The organism is Bradyrhizobium sp. BRP23 (genome assembly GCF_020194135.1).
Classification (GTDB): domain Bacteria; phylum Pseudomonadota; class Alphaproteobacteria; order Rhizobiales; family Xanthobacteraceae; genus Bradyrhizobium; species Bradyrhizobium yuanmingense.
The window spans coordinates 17,360-43,676 of record NZ_JADYVW010000030.1 but is presented as its reverse complement, the minus strand read 5'-3'; the positions used below and the strand labels follow the sequence as shown (position 1 = coordinate 43,676).

Below are 26,317 nucleotides of genomic sequence, written 5' to 3'. Positions count from 1 at the left end.
CCCCTGCCCCGCCGTCCCCAGCCGAAACCGGGCGAACTGCTTCTGAAGGTCGACGGCGCCGAGCGGCGGTTCGGCGGTCTCGTCGCGGTCAGCAATGTCAGCTTCGAAGTCCGCTCCGGCGAGATCCTCGCCGTCATCGGCCCGAACGGCGCCGGCAAGAGCACGATGTTCAACTGCCTGACGGGCGCGCTCAGGGTCAACAAGGGCGAGATCGTCTTTGCCGGACGCGCCATCACGCGCGATCCACAATCCCGCATCGCGAGGGGCGGAATCGCCAGGACCTTCCAGCATGTGAAGCTGCGGCCGCGCATGAGCCTGCTCGAGAACGTCATGCTCGGCACCTACGCGCGCACCAGCACGGGCCTGTTCGCCGGCGCCCTCCGCCTCAACCAGCGCGAGGAAGCCAGCACCCGGCACGAGGCCTTGAAGCAGCTCGAACGCGTCGGGCTCGGCGACAAGCCGTTCGAGCTCGCGGGCAATCTGCCGCTCGGCAACCAGCGCATCCTGGAGATCGCGCGCGCGCTCGCCGCAGACCCGGCGCTGCTGGTGCTGGACGAGCCGGCCGCTGGCCTGCGCCGCCAGGAGAAGCTCAGGCTTGCGGAGCTGCTCCGCTCGCTGCGGTCGGACCATCTGACCATCCTGATCGTCGAACATGACATGGAGTTCGTGATGTCGCTGGTCGACCGCATCGTCGTGCTCGACTTCGGCTCCAAGCTCTGCGAGGGCGCGCCCGCCGCGATCCGGAGCGACGAACGGGTTCAAGAGGCCTATCTCGGAGGCGTCGCGTGAGCGAGATGTTTTCCATGACGGATGTGACCGTCTGCTACGACAATGTCGAAGCGGTCCGCAACGTCTCGCTGTCGGTCGAGGAAGGCCAGATCGTTACCGTGATCGGCCCGAACGGCGCCGGCAAGACCACGCTGCTGATGGCTGCCATCGGGCTGCTCGCCTCCCGCGGCCGCCTCGTCTTTCAGGGCAACGACATCGGCAGGATGTCCGTCGAGGACCGCGTCGAGCGCCGGCTGTGCCTCGTGCCGGAGAAGCGCGAGCTGTTCTCCGACATGTCGGTCGCCGACAATCTCCTGCTCGGCTCCTACAGCTTGCGCGACCGCTCGGGCGTCCAGAAGACGCTGGACGAGGTCTATGATCGCTTTCCGCGCCTGAAGGAGCGGCAGCGCCAGGCCGCCGGCACCCTCTCCGGCGGCGAGCGCCAGATGCTGGCGCTCGGGCGCGCGCTGATGGCCAAGCCGAAGCTGCTCATGCTCGACGAGCCGAGCCTCGGCCTCGCACCGCTGATCGTGCGCGAGATCTTCCGCACCATCGCCTCGCTGCGCGACCTCGGCGTCTCGATCCTGCTGGTCGAGCAGAACGCCCGCGCCGCGCTGGAGACAGCCGACTACGGCTATGTGCTCGAGACCGGCGAGATCGTGCAGTCGGGCCCCGCCAAGGATCTCATCCACGATCCCCGGCTGATCACAGCCTATCTCGGCGGACACTAGCGCTGATCTGGACAGGCGGGGTCGCTGGAAAAACAGAAAGGTCGAAAACAACCCCATGCACAGTAGCCGGCGACAGCGATTTCAATGACTTGGCGGCGAGCTTTGCGGATTTTACGAAAACCGCTTGCTCCGTCGGGCAAAACAGGGGCATAATGCCATCATCGCCGCCCCCCCGGCCGCCAGGATCCGACGGGGCGTACCGTCTTCGTCAACATCGGAAAGCGCTTCTTATCGGCGGTCCAAACTTGCGCCTCCCCCAACCGAGTTTACATATCACTCCAACTGGTTGCTATCCCGCGCGGCACGAATCAAGCGACGTTCGTTTGTTTTTGATGGGCGATAAGCGGTAACTATCTGGCCGTTTTTCACAACAAGCCGCTTGCCTACCAGCCGGCGAGCATCTTGAAGAAATTGCTTTAAGCGGTGTTCAACTTCTCTGTAGTCTTTCTCCGTCACCAGATAGCCATCGTCGACCTGGCTGCCGATCTGAACGATTAATTCCGCATCGTTCAGCATCATGCCGCGTTGAGACATGCGCGACGCCGCGTGCCTTGTGATCGTGAGCGCGCTCATAGCGTTGGTTCCCTCGATTTCCTCCTTCGCTCTGTCGCCTCCAATTGCCTTGCAATGAACGCGTCTGCTTGGGTCTGCACCCATGCGGCACGGTCTTCCACCTTCCCATGGAATTCCTGCAAATCCTTCGGCATCTCGTACAGGTCGACGACGCCGCTAAGGATTCGCTCTGCCAAGGTCTCGTCGCCACCAACCATATGCAGTGCTTCCCTGCGGCACACTTCAAAATCTGGGAAATCAATAGGCGAGAAGCCTTCGAAAGTCGCCACGTCGCCAATCTCCGCTGCTAGCTTCGCAAGGAATTCCGGCCGGAGTTTCGGTGGAGAAGCTTCGGCGTCACCCGGACGAATTCTATCAGTTGCAAGTGACCGAAACCCGCCATACGCCTCCGGGCGAACTTAAACCTAACCCTCGTGTGCTTCTCGACATCATCAAGGACATTGGCGCCAAGATTGAGCGATGCGCCTATGTGGGCGATAGCCTTTTCAAAGATGTTGCAATGGCGCGAGACGTTGGCGTGCTCGATGTGCATGCGCAGTTTGGTGAAAGCCAGCGTCGTCCCGAATATAGCCTGCTACAGCGCGTATCTCACTGGACGGAAGAAGACGTACAACGCGAAAAGGCGATTACGGCGAAGGGGCACAATTTCACACCGACCGTTGTCCTGAAAGATTCCTTCGCAGAAATTTTTATGTATTGCGATTTCGTGAAATTCGACGAACCCGCACTTGAAATTGAGCTGGAACAGCAAAGCAAAAACGCAATCGAGATTTGGAAGAAGTGCGTCGATGTACACCAGCACTTCAACGATCTCGAGATGCGCATTCGGAACTTCGCTATCACGGTGGCAGGCGCACTGTTGGCAGCCGTCAGCTTCACTTATCAACAAGGCCTGCAGGCACAGATCTTTGACGTAACGGTGCCTGCAGGCGCTTTCTTGGTGGCCGCAGCGACGTTTGCCTGGATAGGCTTCTTCCTGATGGACCGATTTTGGTACCATATCCTACTTAAAGGTGCGGTCGACCATTCTGCAAAGATCGAGAAACGTTACGCAGATGCGATCCCGGAAATTGGCCTTGGAAAGACGATCTCGGAGGCAAGCGGCAACGTCAAAATCCTCGGGATCAAAATGAATTCGAACCGACGACTAGAGGCCTTCTACGCGGGAGGCGCGGTCATTCTGACCATTCTTTTCTTCCTGCTGCTTTGGGCAAAGCCGCAACCGCCTGCGCTCAATAGGGTGTCTACAAATCCTCCGGCTGCGGCAGCAAAGAGTCCATAAGCGTATGTGTACGCTCCATTCAATTGCCATTAAGCGGCCGGTCCATCAGCCCAAATCTTAACGCCCATCGCGGTGGCTTCGGCAGATTACGGTAACAGTGCAGTCCAGCACTGTCACCGTAATGTGAGCAGATATCAAGACTTGGCGGCAAGCTCCTTGACCTATTGTGCGACCACCGCAAATCCCCTGCCGGCTTCGCTGGCGCGGGCCGCCTCGTGTTGCATCGGGTGCCAATAGATTCGTCTGTTCGGCAGCCTCGATGGAGCTTGGTTTGACCGTCTGTTTTGCCCGCCGAACCGGGCGAGCGCTACGCAAGGACCCGGCTTTCGATTTCGCCGCGCTCGATCGTCAGCGTCACGTCTGCGAAGGTCTCGAGCAGCTTCGGGTTCGACTCTGTGATCAGCAGGGTAATGTCCCGGTCCTGCGAACGAAGCCGACGCAGCGCCTCGGCGTACCTCTGCGCCAGCACAGGGGCGAGGCCCTGGAACGGCTCGTCCAGAATGACGAGGCGGGTGCCCAGCATCAGGGCGCGCCCGAGGGCGACCATCTTGCCTTGGCCGCCCGAGACGGAGCCCGCCGGGCGACCCGCCAGTTCCTCGAGCTCCGGCAGGACGGAGTAGGCTCGCTCCAGCCGCCGGCGCGCCTCTTCCGCGCTAAGTTTCGCGACGCGAGCGGGCAAAAGAATGTTTTCTTCCACCGTAAAGGCCGAGAAGAGACGACGGTCCTCGGGGGCGTAGCCGATGCCCAGGAAGGGCCGTCGGTGCGGAGGAACATGCCCCAGGTCCTGACCGCCCAGGCGCACGGTACCGCTCGCCTTCGTGAAGCCCATGATAGTCCGTACCGTCGTGGTTTTGCCGGCGCCGTTTCGCCCGATGAGCGCGGCGGTCGCGCCCGGCGGCAGCGAGAAACTGACGCTGCGCAGCACCGGCGCATCGGCGATCGCGACGTTGACGTTCTCGAAGTCCAGCATCGCCGTCATATGCCGATCACCTGTTCGCGGACCTTGGGATCGGCCAGAACCTCCGCGGGCGTGCCGACCTTTTGGATCTTCCCGACGTTCCACACCGCGACTCGGTGGGCATAGCGCTCCACCATGTCCATGTCGTGCTCGACGAAGACCGAGGTCACCTTCTCCTTGGCGAGCGCGGACGTCAGGATGTCCATGATCTCCAGCTTCTCTGCGGAGGCGACGCCCGAGGTGGGCTCGTCCATCAGCAGCAGTCTGGGCTTCAGCGCGAGCGCCAGAGCGATGTCGACCAGCTTGCGTTGTCCCTCGGGAAGCTCCCTCGCTTTGCGAGATGCGTACAGCTTGACGCCGACGAGATCCAGGAGGCGCTCCATTTCAGACAGCTCAGGCAGGGCGGAAAGAGCCCTAAAGCCGGAAGGGCTTCCCAGCCGCGAGGCTGCGGCGATCAGCATGTTCTCCATCACGGTCTGATCGAGAAAAAGCTGCGGTATCTGAAAGGCCCGCGCGATGCCGAGTTTGGTGATCGTGCGCGGGAGCTGCGCCGTGATTTCCTGGCCTAGAAAGGTGATGCTTCCGGCCTGCGGCCGCAGATAACCCGTCGAGATGTTGAGGAAGGTGGTCTTTCCGGCGCCGTTCGGTCCGATGATCGCGAGGTTCTCGCCTTGGAGCACGTCCAGATCGATACCGTCGGCGGCGACGACGCCACCGAACCGGATTTTGATGCCCTTCGCGGAAAGGAGGACGTTGGTCATCAATGTCCTCCCTGCTTCGCCTGGCCGTAGCGCTGCCTGAGACCTATCAGTCCGTTAGGCGCATAGAGAATGATGACGATCAAGACCACGCCGAGGATCAGTTGCCAGGTGTCGGCCAGGTGGGCCGCCGCATAGAAGCGCACGCACTCGAACATCGCCGCGCCGGCGAACGCTCCGAAGGCGTGGGCGCTGCCGCCGAGGATCGCGATAAAGACGAACTCGCCCGACTTCGTCCAGAACCCGAACTCGGGCGTGGCGATCTGCTGGATGATCGCCACCAGCGTGCCGCCGATGCCGCCGAGAAAAGCCGAGATCACGTAGCCTATCAGAAGCACGCGCCGTGCGGACGTCCCGAGGTACTCGAGCCGCGTCTCGTTCGATTTGATGGCACGCAGCATGTGTCCGAGCGGGCTATCGAGATAGCGTTGCACGCCGTAGAAGGCGACGACCGCGATCAAGAGGCTCACGTAAAGAATGACGTACTGGAAGGTTTCGGGCGTAAACGACAGCCCCAACAGGGCCGGACGAGGGACCCGGATGCCGTCGGCGCCGTTGGTGTAATGAAACATCTTCTCCAGCAGCGACCACAGCACCATCGAAAACGCCAGATTCAGCATTCCAAAAAAGATCTCCCGGTAGCGCACGACGAAGAGCCCGACGATGAGGCCGAAGACGGCGGAGGTTATGCCGCCCAGCGCGATGAAGAGCACGATGTCGCCGCCACCGACGTACTTGCCCCAGAACGCTGCGGTATATGCCCCGGTAGCGAAGAACATTGCATGTCCGAACGACACCTGTCCCGCCTGCAGCAGAAGAATGATACCGAGGACGACGATGCCCTTCGCGAGGATCAACGCGAACAAGGTTGCCCAGCTCGCTACAAAAAGGGGCGCGACGGCGCTGGCCAGAAAGAAGATGGTCGCGATCGTGGTGACCGGCTTAATGCGACCGCTCATCATATTTTCCTTACCTGCACGGCGCCGAACAGGCCGAACGGACGCACCAGAAGCACCAGCACCATCAGCAGATAGGGAACGAGAACTTCGAATTCCGGCTGGAGATAGATTACGAAGGCACGGGTCAGGCCGATCATCAGCGCGGTGAGCGCGGTGCCCTCGATCTGGCCGAGACCCGCGGTCGCAGCGACGGCAAAGGAAAGCACGATCATATCGGCGCCCATTCCAGGGACCAGCGAGGTGGTCGGCGAGGCCAGCGCTCCTCCCAACGCGGCCAGACTCGCGCCGATGACGAAGGTGACGAAATATACGCGTTTTGCGTCAATCCCGATGGCCGTCGAAGCTTCGCGATCCTCCGTGACCGCAAGGATCACCGCTCCCGACAGCGTCCTGCGCAGGAAGTAGCGGAGCCCGAACAGCGTCGCCAAGGCGACTCCGGGCAGCAGAATGACCTGGTACGACGTGTAGCTGACGCCGAACACGGCGATGTTGGGAAGTAGTCTCAATGGCTCCGCGGCGAAGATGGGCTGCACGCCCCAGATCAGACGCTGCAGGTTGTCCATGATCATGAAGGCGGCGAAAGTGATCAGAAGCTGGAGGACGTCCTCCTGTCCGGAGAGCGGTCGCAGCAGAAACCGTTCGATGAAACCGCCGCACACGACGCCGATCACGATGGAGGCGGCCAGCAGCGCGGGATAGGTGAGCCAAGGCGAGATCGGCGCGATTGCAAGGCTGAACGTCGCAGCCAGATAGGCGCCGAACGCATACAGCGAACCGTGCGCGACGTTGACCACGCGCAGCACGCCGAAAATCAGGCTGAGCCCGACCGAGACCAAAAACACCAGTGCGGCGTAGCTGATCCCATCGAGGATCGCCAAGATAGCGAGTGTCGAGTTCATGATGGCCTTCGGAAAAGGTCCGTCCTCCGGGACGCGGCTCGGAGGACGGGGATCAAAAGTCGAGCGTGCCGTTACTGAGCTTTGAAAGTCGGCACGTCCATCTTGACGAAGTCCGGCTTGAGCGTCTTGAGCCACTCAACCGACCGTACACCCGCCGGGTTGGTGATCGTCTTCGGATCGAAGATCATCATGTTGTCGAGCAGCTTGAAGTCGTACCCCGGAACGGACTTGGTGACGCCGACCAGCTGAGCTTCGAGACCCTGGTTGTCCTCGGGCCGCAGCGTAATCGGACGGCCGAAGCCGGTGGCGAACTCGATGCCCACCGTCGCGTCGACGACCTGTTCGCGCGTGGGCCAGTTACCGCCGTTGGACTTGATCGCCTTGTCGTAGGCCGTCTGCAGGGCCTTGAACGCCTGCGCCATGTGATAGACCGGGTAGATCGGCCATGCACCGGTCTTCGCCTTGAAGGCTTCATTGAACGCCTTGAAGGCCGCGTCGTTCTTCTTCTCGGGATGCAGGAACCAGTGGTCTCCGCGTGCGCCGACGATCAGGCCTTCGGGCAAGTCCTTGCCCAACCTCTGGATCGATGATTCGCCGATCCCGAGCACGAAGGTCGACTGCTGCAACAGGCCGCGCTGACCGGCCTGGCGGACCAGGGTGTCGAGATCTCCGCCCCAAGACGTTGTCAGAACCACATCCGGCCGCAGCGCCAACAGACGGGAAACTTCAGTGGAGTAGTCCGGTGCGCCGAACTTCGGGAAGAGCTCCGCGACGACTTGCACGTCCGGCTTCATCGCCTTGAGCGCGGTCGAAAAGATCTCCCAGCTCTCCCGACCCCATGCATAATCCTGATTGACCACCGCGATCGTCTTAAAATCGGGCTTGGTCTTGAGCAGGTAAAGGAGCACGGCCAGCATTTCCGGCGTGCCGTTCGCCTGAGTCCGGAAATTGTAGCGGTACTTCTTGGTTTCGAGGATGGAGGCCGCACCGCAGTCCCACATGAAATTCATGACTTTGAGGTCTTCGGCGACGGGCACCAACTGGGTGCAGCTGCCCGACGAGATCGAAGCAAACGTGGCATCGACCTTTTCGTCCTGCACCACGCGTCGGTAGTTCGAGACGAGCGCTTCGCCTCCCGCGCCTTCGTCGATGAAGGAGAGCTTGACCGGCACGCCGCCGATGCCGCCCTTCTTGTTGAGGTCCTCCGCGATCATCTCCGCCGCGGCCTTCGCCGGCACACCGAAGACTGACGCAGGGCCCGACAGGAACGTCGTGATGCCGATTTTGAGCTCCGACGGCTTGCTCTGCGCAAGCGAGTTGCCGGTAAAGGTCGCAATGACAAGCCCGGCCGCAACCGCAGCCTTGAGAAACTGCATCGAAAGTCCTCCCTGTTTTATTGTTGCGCCCGGTTTCAGCCGCCGTGCGCTTCTTCTTGCAACAACGCTACTATAATTGTCGCGTGTTGCCAGCCCCCTTGGCCGCCATTCGCGAGCCGACGAATTCAGTTCGCGGCTGTCCCCCATTTTGTCGGAAGCGAAGCGACTGGAACGGACAAGGTCCCCAAAATGGTCGATGCCTTTAATTCCATGGTGCGATAAAAGCTCCGGCCAGAGCCCGCAGCGCGCCAATCGCGCCTGCCGTTGCTCTGCGACATAGGCGCTCCCGTTCCAGCAACAAACACCGAACGCGCTTTGCGCTTTTGGCCCGTTGCTGACTTCCCCTTTTGACCGCGCACGGTCGGCTTCCAAGGGCTGAGCGGAACGCTGCCGTGGAGCTGCCGAGGGCAGCCTTGACCCAAAACGGAAGTCGCCCCTCTTGGCCTATTCAACGGCATAAGGGTTGAGCTTCGGAAAGCCCTGCTTCCACTTCACCCATTCTTCGGCGTCACGGAGGGACACGAAGTCCGCAACAGGAATGTCCTCGCGATCGGGGCGACGCTCACTGATCCGCTAGCCGCCCTCGACCAGACGCTCGATGATAAAGCTCTCGACAGGCAGATCAAGGTTGGTCATTTCTAACTGTATCAATCTGTCGGCTCTAGCGGAAGCGTAGAGTGTTCATGAACGAAAATCTTGACATGGCCGAGCGGTGTGCTGAAATTTCCCAGACCACGAGCGACACGACACTTCGCTCGATATTTGGCAGGATGTCAGAACTGTATCGTCAGTTGCACGCGGAAGAGGAAAAACTTGCTGACTGGAAGAGCAAGCAAGACCCTTCGTCAACATTAGATTTCATTTTCAAGAAGCCGCGAGATTAAGATCACGGCAAGCCGCGAACCTTTGGATGATCGAACTCGACTGGAAGGATCAGAGGATGACGGCCTCGGACTTAATTTGCTCCTTTTGTGGAAAGGAGCCGAGAGAAGTTGTTTCCGTGGTCAACGCCGTATCCGTGAGCGTACAAGGTCAGCAGACCGCCGGTGCTATTTGCAATGAATGCGTTGAGCTTTGTGTACAGGTCATCGGTTTGCAAAAGCCGGAGTGGCTTGAGCGACATCGCCAGTTCGTCGCTACGCTAGGAAAGTGATAGGCGACTCACCTGTTGGCCCTTAGCGGGCTGCCGCAGCATGGGGCGCCACGGCAACTTTTGACCCGTTGCAGACATTCGGTGTCGCCGGTTACAACAGCTTCGTGTTTAGCGTGTGAGCGTCGCTATGAACCAAAAGGTCGCGGAAGGTACCTGGTATTACGACGGCAATGTTCCGCGGCGCATTGCCGTTTATAGAAAAGAAGCACGTCTCGCGTCGTCGAGATTTAAGCGCGACACTGACGAAGAGCCGTCGATAGATGAGACCCGACCGATACCGGAAACGAAGGACGGGTTCTTGTACTATTGTCTGCTCACTAACTCGGGGGAACACCTCTCCCTGGCTGAGGCTAAAGCCTGGGCGGACGCCCAGCCGTGGGGTCCCGTCAAATGGGAGTAACTGCAGTTTACCACGTCCGTTGTTGGCCCATCGCTTTCGTTAGGCGTAGCGAGGAGTTGTCCGGAAACGGGGGTAGACTGGAAGCGCCCGACCACTGGGCAAATCGGCGGCTTTTGACCCGAGGCAGACGTTAGCGGTCAGTCTTTCATGCCATCCACACCTGGATGATCTTTGTTAATTTCGTCGTGAAGCATGGTGTCCATCCGAGCGATGATATCGCCGACCGATCTCCTCAATTTCAGAAACTCATCTGCTGGAGAGGCTTCTTTGGCGAGCATGAGCGCCAGCGATAATTCCTCAATTGCCCGCTCTACGTGCTGTTTCAATCGTGCAGCCGATTTCGCGTCCATAGAACCATCTCGCAGGAAGGGGCCTGCCTTGCAAAAGGCAGCATACCCGCTTTTAGACCAAAACTCCTTTCAAATCGCTGGAGCGCTACTCTTCCGTTAATGGCCCATCGCGACATACTGCGCCGGCGCACGAACTCGGTCGCTATAGGAGCAAAGCAGACATTGCTTTTGGCCGCGTCACGCCGCCGGATTTTGTGGGTACGCGGCCTAGGACCTCGCCCCCACCACTCTGGTCAGCATCGGAAAATGCTTGTTGCCGCCTGCGAATGGCGGGAATTTCGCGAAGTCGGCACGCATGTGCTTGATCACGTCGGAGCCGAGTGCGTGCGCGAGGGCTTGCGGGCTGTCGAACACCAGCTTGTTGCGCTGCATATGCTCGACGCGCTGCGACGGCAGCCGGTCGACCCAGTCGATGCGGGTGTAGATCTCGATCTGGCGGACGTTCGGGAAGGTCCGCATGATCGACGGGTGGTGCTCCAGATAATGCAGGTTCCAGGCGTTCATATCCTCGGCCGGGCCGGGATAGTGCACGAGGTAACTGCAGGGGGTCGTCGTTCCCGCCGGATGCTCTGCGACATCGACCGGAAACGGGCGCGTCAGCATCACCTGGTGTGTGATAGCGAGTCCGGTGAGGCCGGAGAGACCGGCCCCTGTTGCGAGGCCGGCAAGGACGCCGCCGCGGTCCATCGCCGCCTCGCAGGCGAACAGGTCGGGAAACCGGAGTTGCAGCGCAAAGGCGGGGCCGGCGCCGTCGGCCTTGTAGGGATGGTCGACCGACTGTTCGAGCGGCGTGAACAGCAGGGCCTCGGTCATGCCGGGGATCGATCCGACGCGCTCCGCCACAGCGGCAACCTCATCGGGACGGAGTCGCCGTTCGCCCGTGGAATCGGAGAATGTCATGAACAGCGAGATCATGCGGGCGTTGCCTCGGTCCCCTCGCCCACACTCACATGCGCCATCAGAGCGAGGCGAATGTCATCGGGCCATGGGATCGCATGATGATCGACCAGCGAGGTCGCAGCAAGGATCTGGCGCGCGCGCCAGCGCGGGCCATTCGCGCCGGAGATGACATGCTCGAGATGAAGAGATGACCCACCGACCCTGATGATGCGCAGCTTGAATGTCAGGAGATCGCCGAACATCGACGGCCGGGAGAAATCGCAGTTCAGGTGCACCGTGGGCGTTCCGATCTTTCGGACCGCGATCAGCTCCGGCCATGGAAAGCCGATCCGCGCCCAGAAATCTTCGACGACGCCGTTGAGAATGTTCAAATAGGACGGGAAGTACGCGATCCCCGAGGGATCGCAGTCTCCGAACCTGAGCACGCGATCGAACGAAAAATTCGTCATCAGATCGCAACAACGGGGTGGCGGATGACACCGACGCCGTCGACGCCGGCCTCGACCACGTCGCCCGGCCAAAGCCATTCCTGCGGGCTCATGCCGGCGCCGACGCCTTCAGGCGTACCGGTGGCGATGATGTCGCCCGGCTCGAGCGTCATGCCCGACGAAATGTCCGCTATCAGCACCGGGATGTCGAAGATCATATATTTGGTGTTGGAGTCCTGCTTCGTGACCCCGTTCTTGGTCAGCCACAGCCGCAGATCGTGCGGATCGGCAATCTCGTCCGCAGTCACGATGCAGGGGCCGAACGGCGCATACGTGTCCATGCCCTTGGAGAAAATCCACTGTCCGGCGCGGCGATTGTCGCGCGCGGAAATGTCGATCATCACCGAATAGCCGAAGACGTGGTCCATCGCCTTGTCGGCCGCAATGCGCGTTGCGGTCTTGCCGATGATGACGGCGAGTTCGACTTCCCAGTCGAGCTGCTGCGTCATCTTCGCATTGTGCTGGATCGCCGCGCCCGGGCCGATCACCGAGGTCGGCGGCTTGGAGAAGACGACCGGCTGCTTCGGCAGATCCTTGTCCGTATCCAGGCTCTTGGCGGATTCGGCCACATGCGCCCGGTAGTTCAGCCCGATACCGAAGATGTTTTTCCGCGGCCGCGGGATCGGCGCCTGCAGCTTTACATCCTCGACCGCAACCGCCGAGCCGGCCGGGAAGCGGCCATCGGCGTCCGCCAGTGCATCCTTAAGCGCAGGCAGCAGGGTCACGCTGTTGTCGATGAACGACAGCATGTCACCCGGCCATGTCACGCCGCTGGACGCACCAAGGTGCTCGACATCGACGACCAGTCCATTGACGAGGGCTCCAAGACGGGCACCGCTGGAGCCCAAGGTGTAGGTGACGAGACGCATGAAGGCTTCTGTCCGGCTGTTCTGGTTGAATTCTGCAAGGGCCTATCAGGCGGCAACCGACTGATAACCGCCATTGTCGCCATAGGCCTCTTCCCGATAGAGCCCGAGGCCCTCGATGACGGGCAGGTCGTTGAAGCAGAACAGGCAGGCATCCTCGCTCGCTGATGCATTGCCGTGCTCGTGCCAGGCCCAGGAGGGAACGCAGAAGATGTCGCGCTCTTCCCATTCGAGCCGCTTGCCGCCAATGATCGAATAGCCGCGCCCCTTGGCGACCTGGTAGATGAAGCTGCCGGTGTGCCGGTGCGACTTGGTCTTCTCGCCGGGGCGCAGCAGCTGCATGCTCGCACCGATCGTCTGCATCACGTGCCCGCCGGTGACCGGGTTGACGTAGTTCATGAGGATGCCGTCATAGGGCGAGCCATCGGTCGCGGCCGCATATTTCTGCAAGGACTCGTAGGTCGGCTCCCACTCATATTTGAACATCGGCGAATAACCCTTCGACCAGCGCGAGTCCGCCGGCCGAAGACCGGGATTGCCCCAGGTCCGGGTCATGTCGTCCACGGGATAGCCGGACGGCTCCTGCTGGATGTTCGGATGCACGACGAAGAAATTGGCTTCCAGCGCGTTGACGAGCGGGATGTCCAGGCCATCCTGCCAGATGCAGACCGAGCCGTCGCCTTCGACGCCATGCTCGTGCCAGGTGCCGTTCGGCGTCAGCACGAAATCCCGCGCGCCCAGCGTCATCTTGTGACCGTCGACGATGGTGTAGGCGCCCGCGCCCTCCATGATGAAGCGCAGCGCCGAGGCCGAGTGGGCATGGGCCGTGGCGACCTCGCCGGGATGCATCACCTGCAATCCGGAATAGAGCCAGCCGACCGCGGCCGACACGTCGCGCCGCCCTGGATTGTTGAGATAGATCACGCGCCGGCCGGCTTTCTCGGGCGAGACCAGCTCGACCGAGCGCAGCACGTGCTCGCGCAGATCCTTGTAGCGCCAGAGCACGGGAACCGAGGCCGATTGCGGCGCCCACGGCTCGATCTTGTTGGCGACGGTCCAGAGCGCTCCGGCTTCGTACCTTTCGAGATCCTTGTAATAGGCCTCGAGCTCGGGGGTGTCCTCGACATTGGCCCGGCCGATCACGTTCTCGCGCATCCTATCCTCCAAGTCCTGTCTTATGATCCCGCACCCTCAAGCGAGCCAGCCCGTCATTCCGCTCGACCTGGAATCGACGCGAAGCCCGCCTGCTCCGGTCCGGCGACGGCTTCCGCCTCTGCCAGACCGAGCGGCGTCTGTGGACGACGGTTGACCCGCAGATCGAAAATGTCGAACCGGTTATAGTGCCCGACGATGTCGTGCATCTGCTTCGGCTGGATGCAGCGCTCGAGGTCGATATCGGCATAGACGATGCCTTCGTCGTCGATCAAGGGATCGCCGACCACGCGCCCGTCCGGCCCGATGATACCGGAGAATGCGCTCGACTTCCGTTGCAGACGTGCGCGAGCGTCGGGAACGACGGTCTCCATCGCCGCGATGATCTCCTCCGATACGGTCGAGCAGGAGACGATCGTGAAGATCTTGCCTTCGAAGGAGTGGGCAATCGCGCGCAATTTGATCGCCTCCGCCATGTCATAGTCAGGGGGCGCGACGGGAAGCGAGATATAGCTGGCGACGTGCACGAGCTCGCCCTGCCCGAGCAGCGCAAAGCGCGCGAGCGTGTTGGTGTTCTCGCCGCAGGCCAGGCCTCCGAGACGCCCGATCTCGGTATCATAGACGCGCAGGCTCGACCCGTCACCGCCGGTCCAGGTCAGCTTCTCTGCCCAGGTCGGCACCAGCTTGCGATGCTTGCCGAGCAAGGCGCCGTCAGGACCGATGAAAACCAGCGTATTGTAGATCGCGCCGAGCGAGACCGGGCTGCGCTCGTTCACGCCGAGCACGACGTGGCATCCCGTATCGCGCGCGGCCTTGCAGACGATTTCGACCTCCGGCCCCGGCACCAGCACGGACGCCTTGGCGAGCTTCTCGAACCATGCACTGCCGGTGACGGGATCGGTGATCCAGTTCCAATAAGGATAGCCGGGAACGAACACTTCGGGGAACGCGACGAGCTTCGCCCCGTTGGCTGCGGCCTCACGGACCAGTGAAGCCGCCTTCTCCGCGGTCGCGCTTGCGTTGAGATAGACTGGTGAAGCCTGGACGGCGGCAGCTTTAAAGCGAGGCAGCTTCAGCATCGGCCCTACCCTGTCGCTGGCTCATGACCGCCTTGTCGGAGAGAGCATCCGCAAGCGTGATAGCATGGCGCGGCGTTGACTTACTTCACATGTAAACGTATGCTATCGCATATTTCTGGAGGGTGCAATGGCTGAACGGTCTTTTGCTCGCGAGGTCGAGGATCTCAGGCTCGGCGATGGCGACACGTTCCGCGGCGAAGGCATCCTCGCCATCACCAAGGCGCTGCTGCAATCGGGGGTCGCCTATGTCGGCGGCTACCAGGGCTCGCCGATCTCGCATCTGATGGACGTGCTGGCCGACGCCAAGGACGTGCTCGACGATCTCGGCGTCGTATTCCAGAGCTCGGCCAACGAAGCCGCCGCTGCGGCGATGCTGTCGGCATCGGTGATGTATCCCCTGCGCGGCGCGGTGGCGTGGAAGTCGACCGTCGGGACCAACGTCGCCTCCGACGCCCTTGCCAACCTCGCCTCGGGCGGTGTCACCGGCGGCACCATGATCATCGTCGGCGAGGACTATGGCGAAGGCTCCTCCATCATGCAGGAGCGTACCCACGCCTTCGCGATGAAGTCGCAGATGTGGCTGCTCGATCCCCGCCCCGAGCATGAATGCATCGTCAATCTGATCGAGAAAGGCTTCGAGCTCTCCGAGTTCTCCAACACGCCGGTCATGCTGGAGGTGCGCGTGCGCGCCTGCCACATGCACGGCAGCTTCGCCTGCAAGGACAATGTCAGGCCGGCGCACACCATCAAGGACGCGCTCAACAATCCCAAGCGTGACGTCAACCGCATCGTGCTGCCACCGGCGGCCTATGAGCACGAGCAGGAGAAGATCAAGACGCGGATGCCCGCGGCTATCGGATTCATTCGGGACAACAAGCTGAATGAGTGGATGGGGCCGAAGCAGGGCAAGGTCGGCATCATCATGCAGGGGGGCATGTACAACAACGTCATCCGCGCGCTGCAATATCTCGGGCTGTCGGATGCCTATGGCAACACCCAGATCCCGCTCTACATCATGAACGTCACCTACCCCGTGATCGATACCGAGGTTGCGGAATTCTGCGTCGATAAGGAGGCCGTTCTCATCGTCGAGGAAGGCCAGCCGGAATATCTGGAGCAGGCGATTAATACGGTCTTGCGCCGCAAGGACATCCAGGCGCGCGTCCACGGCAAGGACGTGCTGCCGATGGGCGGCGACTACACCGCTCAGGTGCTGCTCGGCGGCGTCAGGGAATTCCTGGAGAAGACCGAGCCGCGGCTGCTCGGCAACCGGCCGCCGGCGCCGGACGCAGCGCCCGTGCTCAATCACCCCGCGGTCGAGAAGCTCAAGCAGGTGGTGCCGGCGCGCCCACCCGGGCTTTGCACCGGCTGCCCGGAACGGCCGATCTTCGCCGCCATGAAGCTGGTCGAGGAAGAGCTCGGCCAGCACCACGTCTCCGCAGACATCGGCTGCCATCTGTTCTCGATCCTGCCGCCCTTCAACATCGGCGCGACCACGATGGGCTTCGGCCTCGGCCCGGCCTCGACCTCGGCCTTCAACGTCAAGGCGGACAAGCGGTCGATCGCGGTGATGGGCGACGGCGGCTTCTGGCACAATGGACTGACCAGCGGCATCGGCAATGCCGTGTTCAACAAGCATGACGGCGTGTTCGTCATCGTCGACAATTACTACACTTCTGCGACGGGCGGTCAGGACATCCTGTCCTCGCGCGCGGTCAACAAGCGCCGCAAGACCAACAATTCGATCGTGCAGGCGGTGAAGGGCATCGGCGGCCAGTGGGTGCGCCAGCTCGACCGCACCTACGACGTCGGCAAGATGCGCGACACGCTGAAGGAAGCGCTGACGACGAAAGAGGAAGGCCCGAAGGTCATCGTCGCGTCCTCCGAATGCATGCTGAACAAGCAGCGGCGCGTGAAGCCGCAGATCAACAAGGCGATCAAGGACGGGACGCGCATCGTCAAGGAGCGCTTTGGCGTCGACGAAGACGTCTGCACCGGCGACCATGCCTGCATCCGCCTCTCCGGCTGCCCGTCACTGTCGGTGAAGCAGCTCGACGACCCCTTGCGCGACGATCCGGTCGCGGCGATCGATAATTCCTGCGTCGGCTGCGGCAATTGCGGCGAGGTTTCCGAGGCCGCCGTGCTCTGCCCCTCGTTCTATCGAGCCGACGTCATCCATAATCCGACGCGCTGGGACATGTTCAAATCCAAGGTCGCCATGAGCGTGATCGGCTGGCTGCAGCGTCGGCGCGACCGCCGGCGTCCGGCGCTCGAGGCACTGGCATGAGGGACGAGACGGTCCGGCTGGCCCTCCCCGCCGCAGGCGAAGCGACGGAGCGGCCGATCTCGATCGCGATCGTCGCGATGGGGGGCCAGGGCGGCGGCGTCCTGACCGACTGGATCGTTCAGCTCGCCGAGAACCATGGCTGGGTCGCGCAGTCCACCTCGGTGCCCGGCGTCGCCCAGCGCACCGGCGCCACCATCTACTATATCGAGGCGATGCCGCCGCTCGACGGCCGCAAGCCGATCCTGTCGCTGATGCCCACCCCGGGCGACGTCGACGTGGTGATGGCGGCGGAATTCATGGAGGCCGGGCGATCGATCCTGCGCGGCCTCGTGACGCCGGATCGCACCACGCTGATCGCGTCCAACCACCGCTCGTTTGCGATCGGCGAGAAGATCGCGCCGGGCAACGGCATCGCCGACGGCGGCGCCGTGACCGGCGCCATCGGCATTGCGGCGAAGACCGAGATCATCTTCGATCTGAACGCGCTGGCGATCGCGCATGGCAGCGTCATCTCGGCCGCGATGTTCGGCGCGCTCGCAGGCGCGGGCGTGCTGCCGTTCAGCCGCGACAGCTATCTCGACGTCATCCGCACCGGCGGCAAAGGCGCCAAGGCCAGCGTCGAGACGTTCGAGGCCGCCTTCGAGCGGGTCAAGACCGGCCCGACCGAAGTTGCGGCCCCCGCGCCAACCAAACCGACCGACGATACCCCCTCTTCCGCGACGCCCGATCCGCAGCTTGGCGAGCTCGTCGCAAGATTGAATGGGGAGCTGCCCCAGCCTGCACTCGGCATGGCTCGTGCAGGCTTGCGGAAGGTCGTCGACTTCCAGGACATCGCCTATGGCGGCGAATATCTCGACATCCTCAAGAGGTTGCACGCAGCCGACCGAAACGCCGGCGGTGACGCACATGCCTATGCCTTCACGGAAGCCGCGGCGAAGTACCTCGCCAACGCCATGACCTATGACGACGTCATCCGCGTCGCCGACCTCAAGACGCGCGCCGGCCGCCGCGCGCGCATCGAGAGCGAACTCGAGATGTCGAACGGACAGGTGCTTCAGACCACCGAGTTCATGCATCCCCGCATGGAGGAAGTGATGGGCATGCTGCCGGCAGGCTTCGGCCGCTGGCTCGGCGCGCGGCCGCGCCTGCTCGGCTGGCTCGATCGCCGCGTCAACCGGGGACGCCGGGTGCGAACCTACTCGCTGCCCTGGTTCCTGGCCCTCTATGTCGTCGGCGGAATGCGCGGCCTGCGCCGCCGCTCGCTGCGTCACGCCATCGAGACGGCGCACCGGGATTCATGGCTCAAGGCCGCGACCGAGGCGGTCGGCACCAATTACCAGCTCGGTGTCGAGATCCTGCAATGCCGACGCCTCGTCAAAGGCTATTCAGACACCCACAGCCGGGGGCTGTCGAAATTCGACAGGACGCTCGCGGCGATCAAGCTGGTGGAGCGCCGCGAGGATGCCGCCGACTGGGCGCGCCGCCTGCGCGAGGCCGCGCTGAAGGACAGCGCCGGAACGGCGCTCGACGGCGTGATCCAGACCATAAAGACTTTCGCATGATTCCACGGGCGCCGGACGCAGGATTGGATTGCCGTTCGCCCCTCAGGAGGTCAGGATCGGACGGCTTGACTACGATTCTCAGGTTGTTAATCGGAGCGAACGACCCGCAGTAATTCCCTTCACTCGACGAGACATTCTGTACTCGATGGTCATGCGATGCCGGCAGCACTCAAGGAGAACGTTGTTCCCGTCCCTGGGCAGATCGAAACCCGGCTCTGGCTCCAATTGCTGTCGCTGCATGGTGAGCTGTTCGCCTCGCTCAATTCGATGCTGAGTTCGGAGTTCGGCCTGTCGCTGGCAAAATTCGACGTGCTGGCCCAGCTCGATCGTTACCAGGAGGGCCTCGCGCTCGGGCAATTGTCGCAAAATCTGAAGGTGACCGGCGGCAATGTCTCGGGGCTGGTACAACGTCTTCTCGCCGACGACCTCATCAGCAGGGAGATGTCGAGCGAGGACCGGCGGTCCTTCATCGTGCGCCTGACGCCGAAAGGCGAAGCGCTGTTCCGGCAGGCCGCCGAAATCCACAAGAAGCATCTCGCCAGACGGCTCGAGAACGTCCCGGCCCGGGAGCTGGACACCGCGCTGTCCGTGCTGAAATCGCTTTCCTCGAAACTTCATACCGAGAGCAAGAAGCAAAGTCGCAAGAGATAATGGCCAGAGAATCCAAGAGCAGATGGAAGTCGGGTCCGCCGAGGACGAGGGACCAGCTGCAAACCTATATTCCGTATCTGTTCAACCGGCTCGCCAATCGCTGGAACCTGGATCAGAACCGCGATTTGAGCGAGCACGGCATCAACAATGTCGTGTTCCGGACGCTGTCGGTGCTGTTCATCTACAAGACCCTCACGGTCAACGAGGTCGCCGTTCTCGCGGTGACCGAGCAGTCGACGGCGAGCCGCATGGTCGAGTCCATGGTGTCGTCGGGCCTCGTCAAGCGCGAGATCGCCGAGGAGGACCAGCGCCGCCGCGTCGTCGGCCTGACGCCGGAGGGCGAAGCGCTGCTGCGCAAGATCTGGCCGATCATGGCGAACAATTACGACAGGCTGGTCGCGGGCATCGAGCCCGACGACATCGAGGTCTGCGCGCGCGTGCTGGCCAAGATGGTCGAGAATATCCGCCAGAACCAGATCTAGAGCGCGCGCGTCAAGGCCCGAGGCCGACGAGGCTGGTACCGCCGCAGACATAGAGCACCTGGCCGGTGACGAAATCGGAGTGCTCGTCGAGGAAGAACGAGATTGCGTGCGCGACGTCCTCGCGCGAGCCGAGCCGCCCGACCGGAACGTTGCGCGCCATCCGCTCCTGCTGCTCGGAGCCCTTCGGGATGATGCCCCAGAAATTATCGGTCAGGATCGGTCCCGGCGCGACGACATTCACGGTGATGCCGCTCGCGGCAAGCTCCAGCGCCCAGGTCCTTGCCATGCCGTGCACGCCGGCCTTGGTGGCCGAATAGGCCGAGCGCGTCACTGCCCCCATCGCGGCGCGCGAAGAGACGAACACGATGCGCCCGAAGCGGCGCGCACGCATCCCTTCCAGCGCCGCCTGGGTCAGGAGCATCGGCGCGCCCAGATGCAACTGCGCCAGCATCAATATGTCTTCCGGCTTGGCGTCGGGCAGCAGGTTCGGCAGGATGACCCCGGCATTGTAGACCAGGTTGTCGACGGCGTGATCCCGGCAGATCTCCTGCGCGATCGCACGCGTCTGTTCGATATTGGTGAGGTCGGCGCGATAGGCCGCGAGCAGATCATGTGTCCAGCCGGGCTGCTCGAGCCCGACCGAGACCACGCGCTGCCCGCGCGCGACGAGCTTCTTCGCCAGGGCCTCGCCGATCCCCGAATTGCCGCCGGTGATGAGGGTGGTGCGGATCTCGCTCATGATCAGACCTTCTTTGATCAGACCTTCTTGATCAGACTTGCCGCTTCTTGAGGTCGCGCAGGTCGAAGAACGCGCCCTCGCCCATCAGCTTCCCGACAAAATCCTTCAACCCGCCGCGCTGGATCTTCTCGGTCGCGGTCAGCGGCAGGCTGTCGGCGAAGCAGATCCAGCCCGGCGCCTTGTAATAGGCCATCTGCTCAAGGCTCCAGCGCACGATCTCTTCGGCGAGCGCGCGGTCCGCGCCGGCCTTCTCAGCGACGATGACCGCCGCAACCTCGTCGCCGCGCACCTGATCCGGCGTCGCCGCAACCGCGGCCTGCCGGATCGCGGGATGGCGGTTGAGAACGGATTCGACCTCGACCGCGGCAATGTTCTCGCCGGAGCGACGGATCACGTTCTTCTTGCGATCGACGAAGTGCAGGTCGCCGTCCGCATCGCGCGACACGATATCGCCGGTGTGCAACCAGCCGCCGGCCCACGCCTCGGTGGTGGCAGCCTCGTTCTTGAGATATTCGCGGAAGAAGCCGTAGCGCGGATCGGCGCCGGCGCGCCGCACCAACAGCTCGCCGGGCACATCGACCGGGGCATCATTGCCGCCGTCATCGACGATCCGAACCTCGATCTCGGGGGCCGGGCGGCCAAAACAGCTGGTGCCGACCTTGCGCGGCTCGACATTGGCGGCGATGACGCCGCCGCTGCCGGTCTCGGTCATCGCCCAGGCCTCCAGCAGCGGAAAGCCGAAGCGCTGCTCGAACGTGGCATGCAGCAGCTTGTCGACGCCGGCGCCGAAGCCGAAGCGCACGCTGTGCGCGCGGTCCAGCTCCGACGGCGGCGCGCTCATCAGCATCGAGGGCATCACGCCGAGATAATGCAGGCAGGTGGCACGGCTGTCGCGCACCGAGGCCCACCAGCTGCGCGGGTGGAAGCGATCGAGCATGGTCAGGCAGCCGCCGACCGACAGCATCGCCATCAGAGACACCGCCATCGCGTTCATGTGGAACAGCGGCAGCGGCGTGATCATACGCTCGCCGTCTGGCTTGAGGTCGATCAGCCCGCCGACGTCGCGATACCAGTTTCCGCAATGCAGGAAATAGGTGTTGGTGAGCACGCAGCCCTTGGGCTGGCCCGTCGTCCCCGACGTATAGAGCAGCGCGCATTCGCTTCCCTCGCTTGCCGCGGTCAAGGGCCGCGCACCGCCGAAGGGCGCGGGAACGTCGTCCTGATCGGCCACGACAGGGATCGGCCGGCCGGCCTGACGCGCGGCCAGCCCCACCTCCTCGCGCCGTTCGGTGAGGACGAACGCGGCATTCATCTCGGAATGCCCGATGATGTATTCGAGCTCGCTGAGACGGAGGTCCGGATTGATCGGCACCACCGAGACGCCGAGCGCATTGAGCGCGAACCACAGCTCGATGAAGACAGGCCTGTTCTGGAACAGCAGCCCGACCCGGTGGCCTTCGCCGTAGCCGCGGCTCGCAAACGCCGCGCGACGGTGCTCGACCCGGTCGAGCATCGCGCGGTAGGAAATCTCGCCCGCCGCTATGCCGTAGATGCCTGCGGTCTCCGGCAGCACGTTGAGGAAACCCGCCTCGCCGCGGCGGAGCGCGGTCTCTTGAAAACGGGCATGGACAGTGGTCGCAGCGGTCAAGGCAGTCTCACATGAAAAGCTGGATGTTGCCGAACGGCGCATCGAAATTGACGAGATCGACGCGCTTGAGCTTGATCTTCAGGGCATCGCCGACCTGCACGAGCTCGTGCGAGGCCCATCCCGAATAGCGCTCCAGCATATCGCCGCGCGTCTCGGTGTAGATGTAGGAGGTTCGTGCCTTGAACATTCCGGCAGCAGGATCGCACGCGACGATCCGCGGTGCCTGGAGCAGGTGATGGCAACGGCTCTTCGGCTTCTGGCTGAAGGTGCGCTCGCCGGCGAGCCGCTCGACCCGCACCTTCAGCAGCAGAAGATCCTCGTACATCAGAGACGGCTGCAGCACCGGATCCTGCTGCTGCCATTCGAGCGGCATCCAGTAACGCCCTTCGGGGTGAAACAGATCGAGCCAGGCCTGCCACTGCATCGTGTCGAGCAGCTCGGCCTCGCGATAGATAAAGTCCGTGATGGTGTTCTCGCCGATCATTCCGCGGCCTCGATGCGCTCGTCCATGCCCATGGTGATGAATTTCGCCCAGGCGTGAAACTGGTTCCGCATCTGCCGCTCGGACGTGCCGTTGATCACTGCCGTGACGTCCTGTTCCTCATGGCCATCGTAGAGCCGACGCAGATTGACCCATTGATTGCCGTTGGACTTCAGTCCTTCCTGCGCCCGCTCGTACATCTCGAGGTCGTCGTGGCCGACGATCGAGGTCGGCGCGTTGATGAACCGGTTGTACATCAATGCGCGCTCGTAGAGCTTGTCGGGCGCGCCGACCAGGCGATAGACCCAGCTCTCGACCAGCGTCTTGTCGACCGCGATGGGGATGAAATTGCGTAGGATCTGGACAGCGCCCTTCACCATGATGTTCGGGAAGTAGACGGTGTTGTGCCTGACTTCGCCGAGAATCTCGTGCGCACGCTGCTCGCCATAGGCCGCGACCATCTGGTCCAGATAGCCCGGGATATCCGAATAGTTCGAATGGATAGAGTTAGCGACGCCGGTGTGGCCGTGGCCGTTCGGCCAGATCCGGATGCCGCTCTGCTCGTAGAACTCGTACGGGCTCATGAAGGGACCGTAGAGCTGCACCGCCATCGGTGTTTCCGTGGAATCGCCCTGCTCGCGCTTCCAGACCTTGACCGCGGTGCCGGCCGAGCTCTCGTGCGCCACCATCGGATGGCAGGTGTCGGTCTGGTTCTCGACCAGCATCTTCCAATTGCACGTGTGCATGTAGCGGATCGGTGTCGCCTGTACCGCGAGCTTCCCCTCCGGCGAGCGGTCGACCATGTTGTCGATGGTCGAGAGACTTTCGCCGAAATAATCCTCGAAGGAGACGCCCTCATCGCTCAGGCGAGCGAAGATGAAATCACGGTAGATGACGACGTTCCTGACCCTCGACAAGCCCTCATTGGCCTGGGTGTCGCCGAAGCCGGTGCCCTCGTAGCCCTTCTTCAGCGGGATCGCGAGCAGGGAGCCGTCGGTCTTGAAAGACCATGCGTGATAGGGGCAGCGGAAGAACTTTCCGGTGTTGCCGCAGGGTTCGGACGCGATCTTCACGCCTTTGTGCGGGCAGCGATTGTAGAACACATGGATGGACCCGTCGGTATGGCGGCTGGCCATGACCGGCTGCCGGCCGATATTGGCCGTGATGAAATCGCCGGGTTTTGCAAGTTGACTGGCATGGCCGACATAGACCCAGCTGTTGGGAAACAGGTGCTCCATCTCGAGCTCGAAGATCTCGGCATCGACATAGACGTCGCGATGCACCTCGGCCTCGCGCACCAGCGCCGCAATCGCGTGGGCATTCCCGCCGTATCTTTTCATGGCGTCCCTCGTCTCCCCTAGAGATCCAGCACCAGTCGTTCCGACTTCGCGCGTGACACGCAGATCTGCATGACCTTGTTGGACGCCCTCTCCTCGTCGCTGAGGATGACGTCGCGATGATCGGGGACTCCCGCGATCACGCCGCACTGGCAGATGCCGCAATCGCCGCGCCGGCAGTCGTAGAGCACGTCGAAACCAGCCGCCTCCAGCGCCTCGATGATGGTCTGCCCCGCAGCAACGCCGACGACCTGCCCGGTCGACTTGATCTCGACCTCGAACGGCTGGTCAGGCGCCGACGTCTGTTCGGATTTGAACAGCTCGTAATGAACGCGATCCGCTGATACGCCGGCGGCGGCCGCAGCGGCCTTCACCGCCTCGATCATGCCCGAAGGGCCACAGACATAGACGTGGGTGTTTGCTGCGGCATCGCCGAGCGCCGCGGCAATGTCGAGGCGGGATTCATCGCTGTCGTAGTGGACGGACAGCCCTCCGGCGCAGATCTCCTGCAATTGCGGCAGGAACGCCAGCAGTCCTAGCGTGCGCCCGGCATAGTGCAGGCGATATGAGCTTCCCCGCGCCGCCAGTTCCGCCGCCATCGACAGAACGGGCGTGATGCCGATGCCGCCGGCGAACAGCAGCGCCGGCGCTGCTCCCTCGTGCAGTCGGAAATTGTTGACCGGCGCGCTCGCCTTCACGACGTCGCCGACCTTGAGCGCGTGCATGAATTGCGAGCCGCCGCTCGAGGCCTCCTCGCGCAGGACACCTAGCGCCAGCGCATCTTCAGGAAGTCCCGGCAACGCCATCAGAGAGTACGGCCGATCTCCGCCATTCGGGAGCGTCACGCGGAGATGCGCGCCTGCCTGCCATTGCGGCACGACGCCGTCCTCCACACCAAACACAAGGCTCCGTATGAACGGCGTCTCCGCGACATACGACCTGACCTTGAGCTTGAGCGGATGCACGTCCATTCAGGCATCTCACGGATTATATGAATTTGCATATTTTTAGACATGTAATAATTCGCTTGTCAATCGTCAGCGTGGGGCAGGTCCGGATGATGCAATCAATGGATCGCCAGCTGGCGTCTCGGGCGATCGCCCGCCGGCAACGTCAGTGGCCAGCCGGGGGGCTCGCTACCGGCTTGCCGCCGGTCGTCAGGCCCGGCGCATCATGCGCTCTCCTGCGCTCGGCATCGAGCAAGGATACAAGGGGCGAAAGCCGGCGGTAATGGCGATCCGGTGATACTTCGAGGCACCTGCCCATCTCGGCACGCAGCTCAGGAAGGCGGCAGGCGGCATACCGGACGCAACGAATGCAAGCTGGCCGACTTCATTCCAGAAATCAGAACTTACAACCTGACAGCGCCGCTCCTCCCCACGTGAGGGCACGTCGCGATCAAGCGGCAGCCGCCTGGTATAGGCACTCGCGAAGCCAGGCGTGGCCTTTGTCCTCCTGATTGCGCGGATGCCACAGCGCGACGATGCGAGCGGGCGGCAGATCGAGCGGCGGTGGCGTGAGATCGAGCTCGTGGGCGAAACGGATCAGGAAGCGCCGCGGAAGAGTGCAAATGCAGTCGCTGTGCGCAAGGATGACCGGCGCCAGCGCATAGGTCTGAATCGAGACGGCGACGCGCCGGGAGCGGCCGAGCACCGCCAGCGCGTCGTCGACCAGGCCCGAGAAACCGCCGCCATCGGCGGAGATCAGCAGATGGTCGAGCGCGCAAAAGCTGTCGAGATCGAGCGGACCGATGCCGCGGGGATGACCCTTGCGCTGTGCGGACAGGAAGCCGTCTTCGAACAGCGGCCGCTGCATCAGCTCGCCATGTGCGCGGTCGGCGCCCGTCACCAGGATGTCGATCTCTCCCCTTTCGAGCTGATCCACGACATCGCGCGCGGGGTGAATAAGGGCGAGCCGCGCCCGCTCGGCCATCGCGGTCAAGCGCGCGACCAGGCCGGGCGCCAGCGTCACGGCCGGATTCTCGTGGATGGCAACGATGAAGGTACGCTGGCTCTTGGCGGGGTCGAACTCAGCCGGCCCCTCCACCATGCGACGAAGCTTGCCGAGCACGTCCGCAAGCGCCGTCTGCAACTCCACCGCCCGCGTCGTCGGCACGACGCCGCGCCCGCTCGCGGCGGGTACGAACAGCGGATCGGCAAAGATCTGCCGCAGCCGGTTCAGCCGCGCCGAGAGCGCAGGCTGCCCGATATTGAGCCGGGAGGCCGCGCGCGTCACGTTCCGCTCGCGCAGGAGAGCCTCCAGAGCCAGCAACAGACCGAGGTCGATCTCGGCGAGATCGTTATCATCGGCCGGCCGACCCCGGCCGTGTTCCGCATCCTGCATCGGTGGCACCTCCGTCTGGGGCATGTCGCGACCGCGACGAGCCGCGATACGAGGGTTAGGGCCAAAACGCCGGCGTGAAAAGCTGGGCCAGCATC

At 62.8% G+C, this 26,317-nt stretch carries 28 protein-coding genes; 9 read left to right on the top strand and 19 right to left on the bottom strand.

The annotated features are described in order from the left end of the window. Window positions 1-789: ABC transporter ATP-binding protein (locus tag I6F24_RS36835; protein WP_225156584.1), on the top strand; the 789-nt coding region annotated here is incomplete at its 5' end. Then, the gene (locus tag I6F24_RS36830; protein ID WP_109144179.1) at window positions 786-1,499 is read left to right on the top strand and encodes an ABC transporter ATP-binding protein; all 714 of its coding nucleotides are present in this window, start codon (window positions 786-788) and stop codon (window positions 1,497-1,499) included. The genes I6F24_RS36835 and I6F24_RS36830, both read left to right, overlap by 4 nt. 273 nt (window positions 1,500-1,772) lie before the next feature. Here I6F24_RS36830 and I6F24_RS36825 read toward each other — a convergent pair whose 3' ends face one another. Next, entirely contained in the window at window positions 1,773-2,072 is a 300-nt protein-coding gene (locus I6F24_RS36825; RefSeq protein ID WP_225112767.1) for a DUF4258 domain-containing protein, read from the bottom strand. Next, window positions 2,069-2,341 (bottom strand): hypothetical protein, encoded by a 273-nt coding sequence (locus I6F24_RS36820; protein WP_225149419.1) that lies wholly within the window; start codon window positions 2,339-2,341, stop codon window positions 2,069-2,071. The genes I6F24_RS36825 and I6F24_RS36820 overlap by 4 nt, the downstream gene beginning before the upstream one ends. Before the next feature lie 50 nt (window positions 2,342-2,391). Between I6F24_RS36820 and I6F24_RS36815 the strand changes: the two genes are divergently transcribed. After that, window positions 2,392-3,354: an HAD hydrolase-like protein gene (locus I6F24_RS36815; protein ID WP_225149418.1), complete on the top strand. Its 963-nt coding sequence runs from the start codon at window positions 2,392-2,394 to the stop codon at window positions 3,352-3,354. 307 nt (window positions 3,355-3,661) lie between these two features. Here the strand turns inward: I6F24_RS36815 and I6F24_RS36810 are convergent, their stop codons facing one another. From I6F24_RS36810 to I6F24_RS36790, 5 genes are all read right to left on the bottom strand, one after another. Further along, window positions 3,662-4,333 (bottom strand): ATP-binding cassette domain-containing protein, encoded by a 672-nt coding sequence (locus I6F24_RS36810; protein WP_225125910.1) that lies wholly within the window; start codon window positions 4,331-4,333, stop codon window positions 3,662-3,664. After that, window positions 4,330-5,073, bottom strand: a complete 744-nt coding sequence (locus tag I6F24_RS36805) for an ABC transporter ATP-binding protein (RefSeq protein WP_036013413.1) — start codon at window positions 5,071-5,073, stop codon at window positions 4,330-4,332. Before I6F24_RS36805 ends, I6F24_RS36810 begins: the two co-directional genes overlap by 4 nt. Then, window positions 5,073-6,029, bottom strand: a complete 957-nt coding sequence (locus I6F24_RS36800; RefSeq protein WP_225125911.1) for a branched-chain amino acid ABC transporter permease — start codon at window positions 6,027-6,029, stop codon at window positions 5,073-5,075. Before I6F24_RS36800 ends, I6F24_RS36805 begins: the two co-directional genes overlap by 1 nt. Next, window positions 6,029-6,928 carry a branched-chain amino acid ABC transporter permease gene (locus I6F24_RS36795; RefSeq protein WP_036013410.1) on the bottom strand — a complete coding sequence of 300 codons (900 nt, stop codon included), beginning with the start codon at window positions 6,926-6,928 and terminating at the stop codon, window positions 6,029-6,031. Before I6F24_RS36795 ends, I6F24_RS36800 begins: the two co-directional genes overlap by 1 nt. Before the next feature lie 71 nt (window positions 6,929-6,999). Continuing rightward, window positions 7,000-8,676 carry an ABC transporter substrate-binding protein gene (locus tag I6F24_RS36790; protein WP_225149417.1) on the bottom strand — a complete coding sequence of 559 codons (1,677 nt, stop codon included), beginning with the start codon at window positions 8,674-8,676 and terminating at the stop codon, window positions 7,000-7,002. A 311-nt stretch (window positions 8,677-8,987) separates the two neighbouring features. On the opposite strand from I6F24_RS36790, the gene I6F24_RS36785 reads away from it, so the two are divergent. Together I6F24_RS36785 and I6F24_RS36780 are read left to right on the top strand one after the other, a co-directional pair. Further along, a complete protein-coding gene (locus I6F24_RS36785; RefSeq protein WP_036013408.1) occupies window positions 8,988-9,188 on the top strand; it encodes a hypothetical protein in 201 nt (66 codons plus the stop codon). Window positions 9,189-9,214: 26 nt separating this feature from the next. Further along, a complete protein-coding gene (locus I6F24_RS36780; RefSeq protein WP_036013407.1) occupies window positions 9,215-9,457 on the top strand; it encodes a ClpX C4-type zinc finger protein in 243 nt (80 codons plus the stop codon). Window positions 9,458-9,994: 537 nt separating this feature from the next. Here I6F24_RS36780 and I6F24_RS36775 read toward each other — a convergent pair. The 6 genes from I6F24_RS36775 to I6F24_RS36750 all read right to left on the bottom strand — a co-directional run bounded on the left by I6F24_RS36775 (window position 9,995) and on the right by I6F24_RS36750 (window position 14,692). Then, window positions 9,995-10,207: a hypothetical protein gene (locus tag I6F24_RS36775; protein WP_036013403.1), complete on the bottom strand. Its 213-nt coding sequence runs from the start codon at window positions 10,205-10,207 to the stop codon at window positions 9,995-9,997. 207 nt (window positions 10,208-10,414) lie between these two features. Further along, the gene (locus I6F24_RS36770) at window positions 10,415-11,122 is read right to left on the bottom strand and encodes a hypothetical protein (RefSeq protein ID WP_225143075.1); all 708 of its coding nucleotides are present in this window, start codon (window positions 11,120-11,122) and stop codon (window positions 10,415-10,417) included. After that, window positions 11,119-11,556, bottom strand: a complete 438-nt coding sequence (locus I6F24_RS36765; protein WP_225149416.1) for a thioesterase family protein — start codon at window positions 11,554-11,556, stop codon at window positions 11,119-11,121. The genes I6F24_RS36770 and I6F24_RS36765 overlap by 4 nt, the downstream gene beginning before the upstream one ends. After that, window positions 11,556-12,464 carry a fumarylacetoacetate hydrolase family protein gene (locus I6F24_RS36760; RefSeq protein WP_225149415.1) on the bottom strand — a complete coding sequence of 303 codons (909 nt, stop codon included), beginning with the start codon at window positions 12,462-12,464 and terminating at the stop codon, window positions 11,556-11,558. Before I6F24_RS36760 ends, I6F24_RS36765 begins: the two co-directional genes overlap by 1 nt. Before the next feature lie 45 nt (window positions 12,465-12,509). Continuing rightward, entirely contained in the window at window positions 12,510-13,616 is a 1,107-nt protein-coding gene (locus tag I6F24_RS36755; RefSeq protein WP_036023823.1) for a cupin domain-containing protein, read from the bottom strand. 53 nt (window positions 13,617-13,669) lie between these two features. Further along, the gene (locus tag I6F24_RS36750; protein ID WP_036013394.1) at window positions 13,670-14,692 is read right to left on the bottom strand and encodes a carbon-nitrogen hydrolase family protein; all 1,023 of its coding nucleotides are present in this window, start codon (window positions 14,690-14,692) and stop codon (window positions 13,670-13,672) included. Between the two features lie 127 nt (window positions 14,693-14,819). On the opposite strand from I6F24_RS36750, the gene I6F24_RS36745 reads away from it, so the two are divergent. The 4 genes from I6F24_RS36745 to I6F24_RS36730 all read left to right on the top strand — a co-directional run bounded on the left by I6F24_RS36745 (window position 14,820) and on the right by I6F24_RS36730 (window position 19,674). After that, window positions 14,820-16,979, top strand: coding sequence for an indolepyruvate ferredoxin oxidoreductase subunit alpha (locus tag I6F24_RS36745; RefSeq protein ID WP_074448187.1), 2,160 nt, complete (start codon window positions 14,820-14,822; stop codon window positions 16,977-16,979). Continuing rightward, the gene (locus I6F24_RS36740) at window positions 16,976-18,541 is read left to right on the top strand and encodes an indolepyruvate oxidoreductase subunit beta family protein (RefSeq protein ID WP_036023819.1); all 1,566 of its coding nucleotides are present in this window, start codon (window positions 16,976-16,978) and stop codon (window positions 18,539-18,541) included. The genes I6F24_RS36745 and I6F24_RS36740 overlap by 4 nt, the downstream gene beginning before the upstream one ends. Before the next feature lie 156 nt (window positions 18,542-18,697). Beyond that, window positions 18,698-19,192 carry a MarR family transcriptional regulator gene (locus tag I6F24_RS36735; protein ID WP_036023818.1) on the top strand — a complete coding sequence of 165 codons (495 nt, stop codon included), beginning with the start codon at window positions 18,698-18,700 and terminating at the stop codon, window positions 19,190-19,192. Further along, entirely contained in the window at window positions 19,192-19,674 is a 483-nt protein-coding gene (locus tag I6F24_RS36730; protein ID WP_036023816.1) for a MarR family winged helix-turn-helix transcriptional regulator, read from the top strand. The genes I6F24_RS36735 and I6F24_RS36730 overlap by 1 nt, the downstream gene beginning before the upstream one ends. A gap of 10 nt (window positions 19,675-19,684) precedes the next feature. Here the strand turns inward: I6F24_RS36730 and I6F24_RS36725 are convergent, their stop codons facing one another. From I6F24_RS36725 to I6F24_RS36700, 6 genes are all read right to left on the bottom strand, one after another. Next, entirely contained in the window at window positions 19,685-20,413 is a 729-nt protein-coding gene (locus tag I6F24_RS36725) for an SDR family oxidoreductase (protein ID WP_225149414.1), read from the bottom strand. Window positions 20,414-20,444: 31 nt separating this feature from the next. Next, on the bottom strand, window positions 20,445-22,061 hold the full coding sequence (locus tag I6F24_RS36720) for an ATP-dependent acyl-CoA ligase (RefSeq protein ID WP_036023812.1): 1,617 nt from the start codon (window positions 22,059-22,061) through the stop codon (window positions 20,445-20,447). A gap of 7 nt (window positions 22,062-22,068) precedes the next feature. After that, complete coding sequence (locus I6F24_RS36715; RefSeq protein ID WP_074448188.1) at window positions 22,069-22,545, bottom strand: aromatic-ring-hydroxylating dioxygenase subunit beta; 477 nt, start codon at window positions 22,543-22,545, stop codon at window positions 22,069-22,071. Continuing rightward, window positions 22,542-23,882 carry a Rieske 2Fe-2S domain-containing protein gene (locus tag I6F24_RS36710; protein WP_036023802.1) on the bottom strand — a complete coding sequence of 447 codons (1,341 nt, stop codon included), beginning with the start codon at window positions 23,880-23,882 and terminating at the stop codon, window positions 22,542-22,544. The genes I6F24_RS36715 and I6F24_RS36710 overlap by 4 nt, the downstream gene beginning before the upstream one ends. Window positions 23,883-23,899: 17 nt before the next feature. Continuing rightward, window positions 23,900-24,850, bottom strand: coding sequence for a PDR/VanB family oxidoreductase (locus I6F24_RS36705; protein WP_225149413.1), 951 nt, complete (start codon window positions 24,848-24,850; stop codon window positions 23,900-23,902). A 427-nt stretch (window positions 24,851-25,277) separates the two neighbouring features. After that, complete coding sequence (locus tag I6F24_RS36700; protein WP_036023805.1) at window positions 25,278-26,222, bottom strand: LysR family transcriptional regulator; 945 nt, start codon at window positions 26,220-26,222, stop codon at window positions 25,278-25,280. Between the last annotated feature and the right edge of the window lie 95 nt (window positions 26,223-26,317).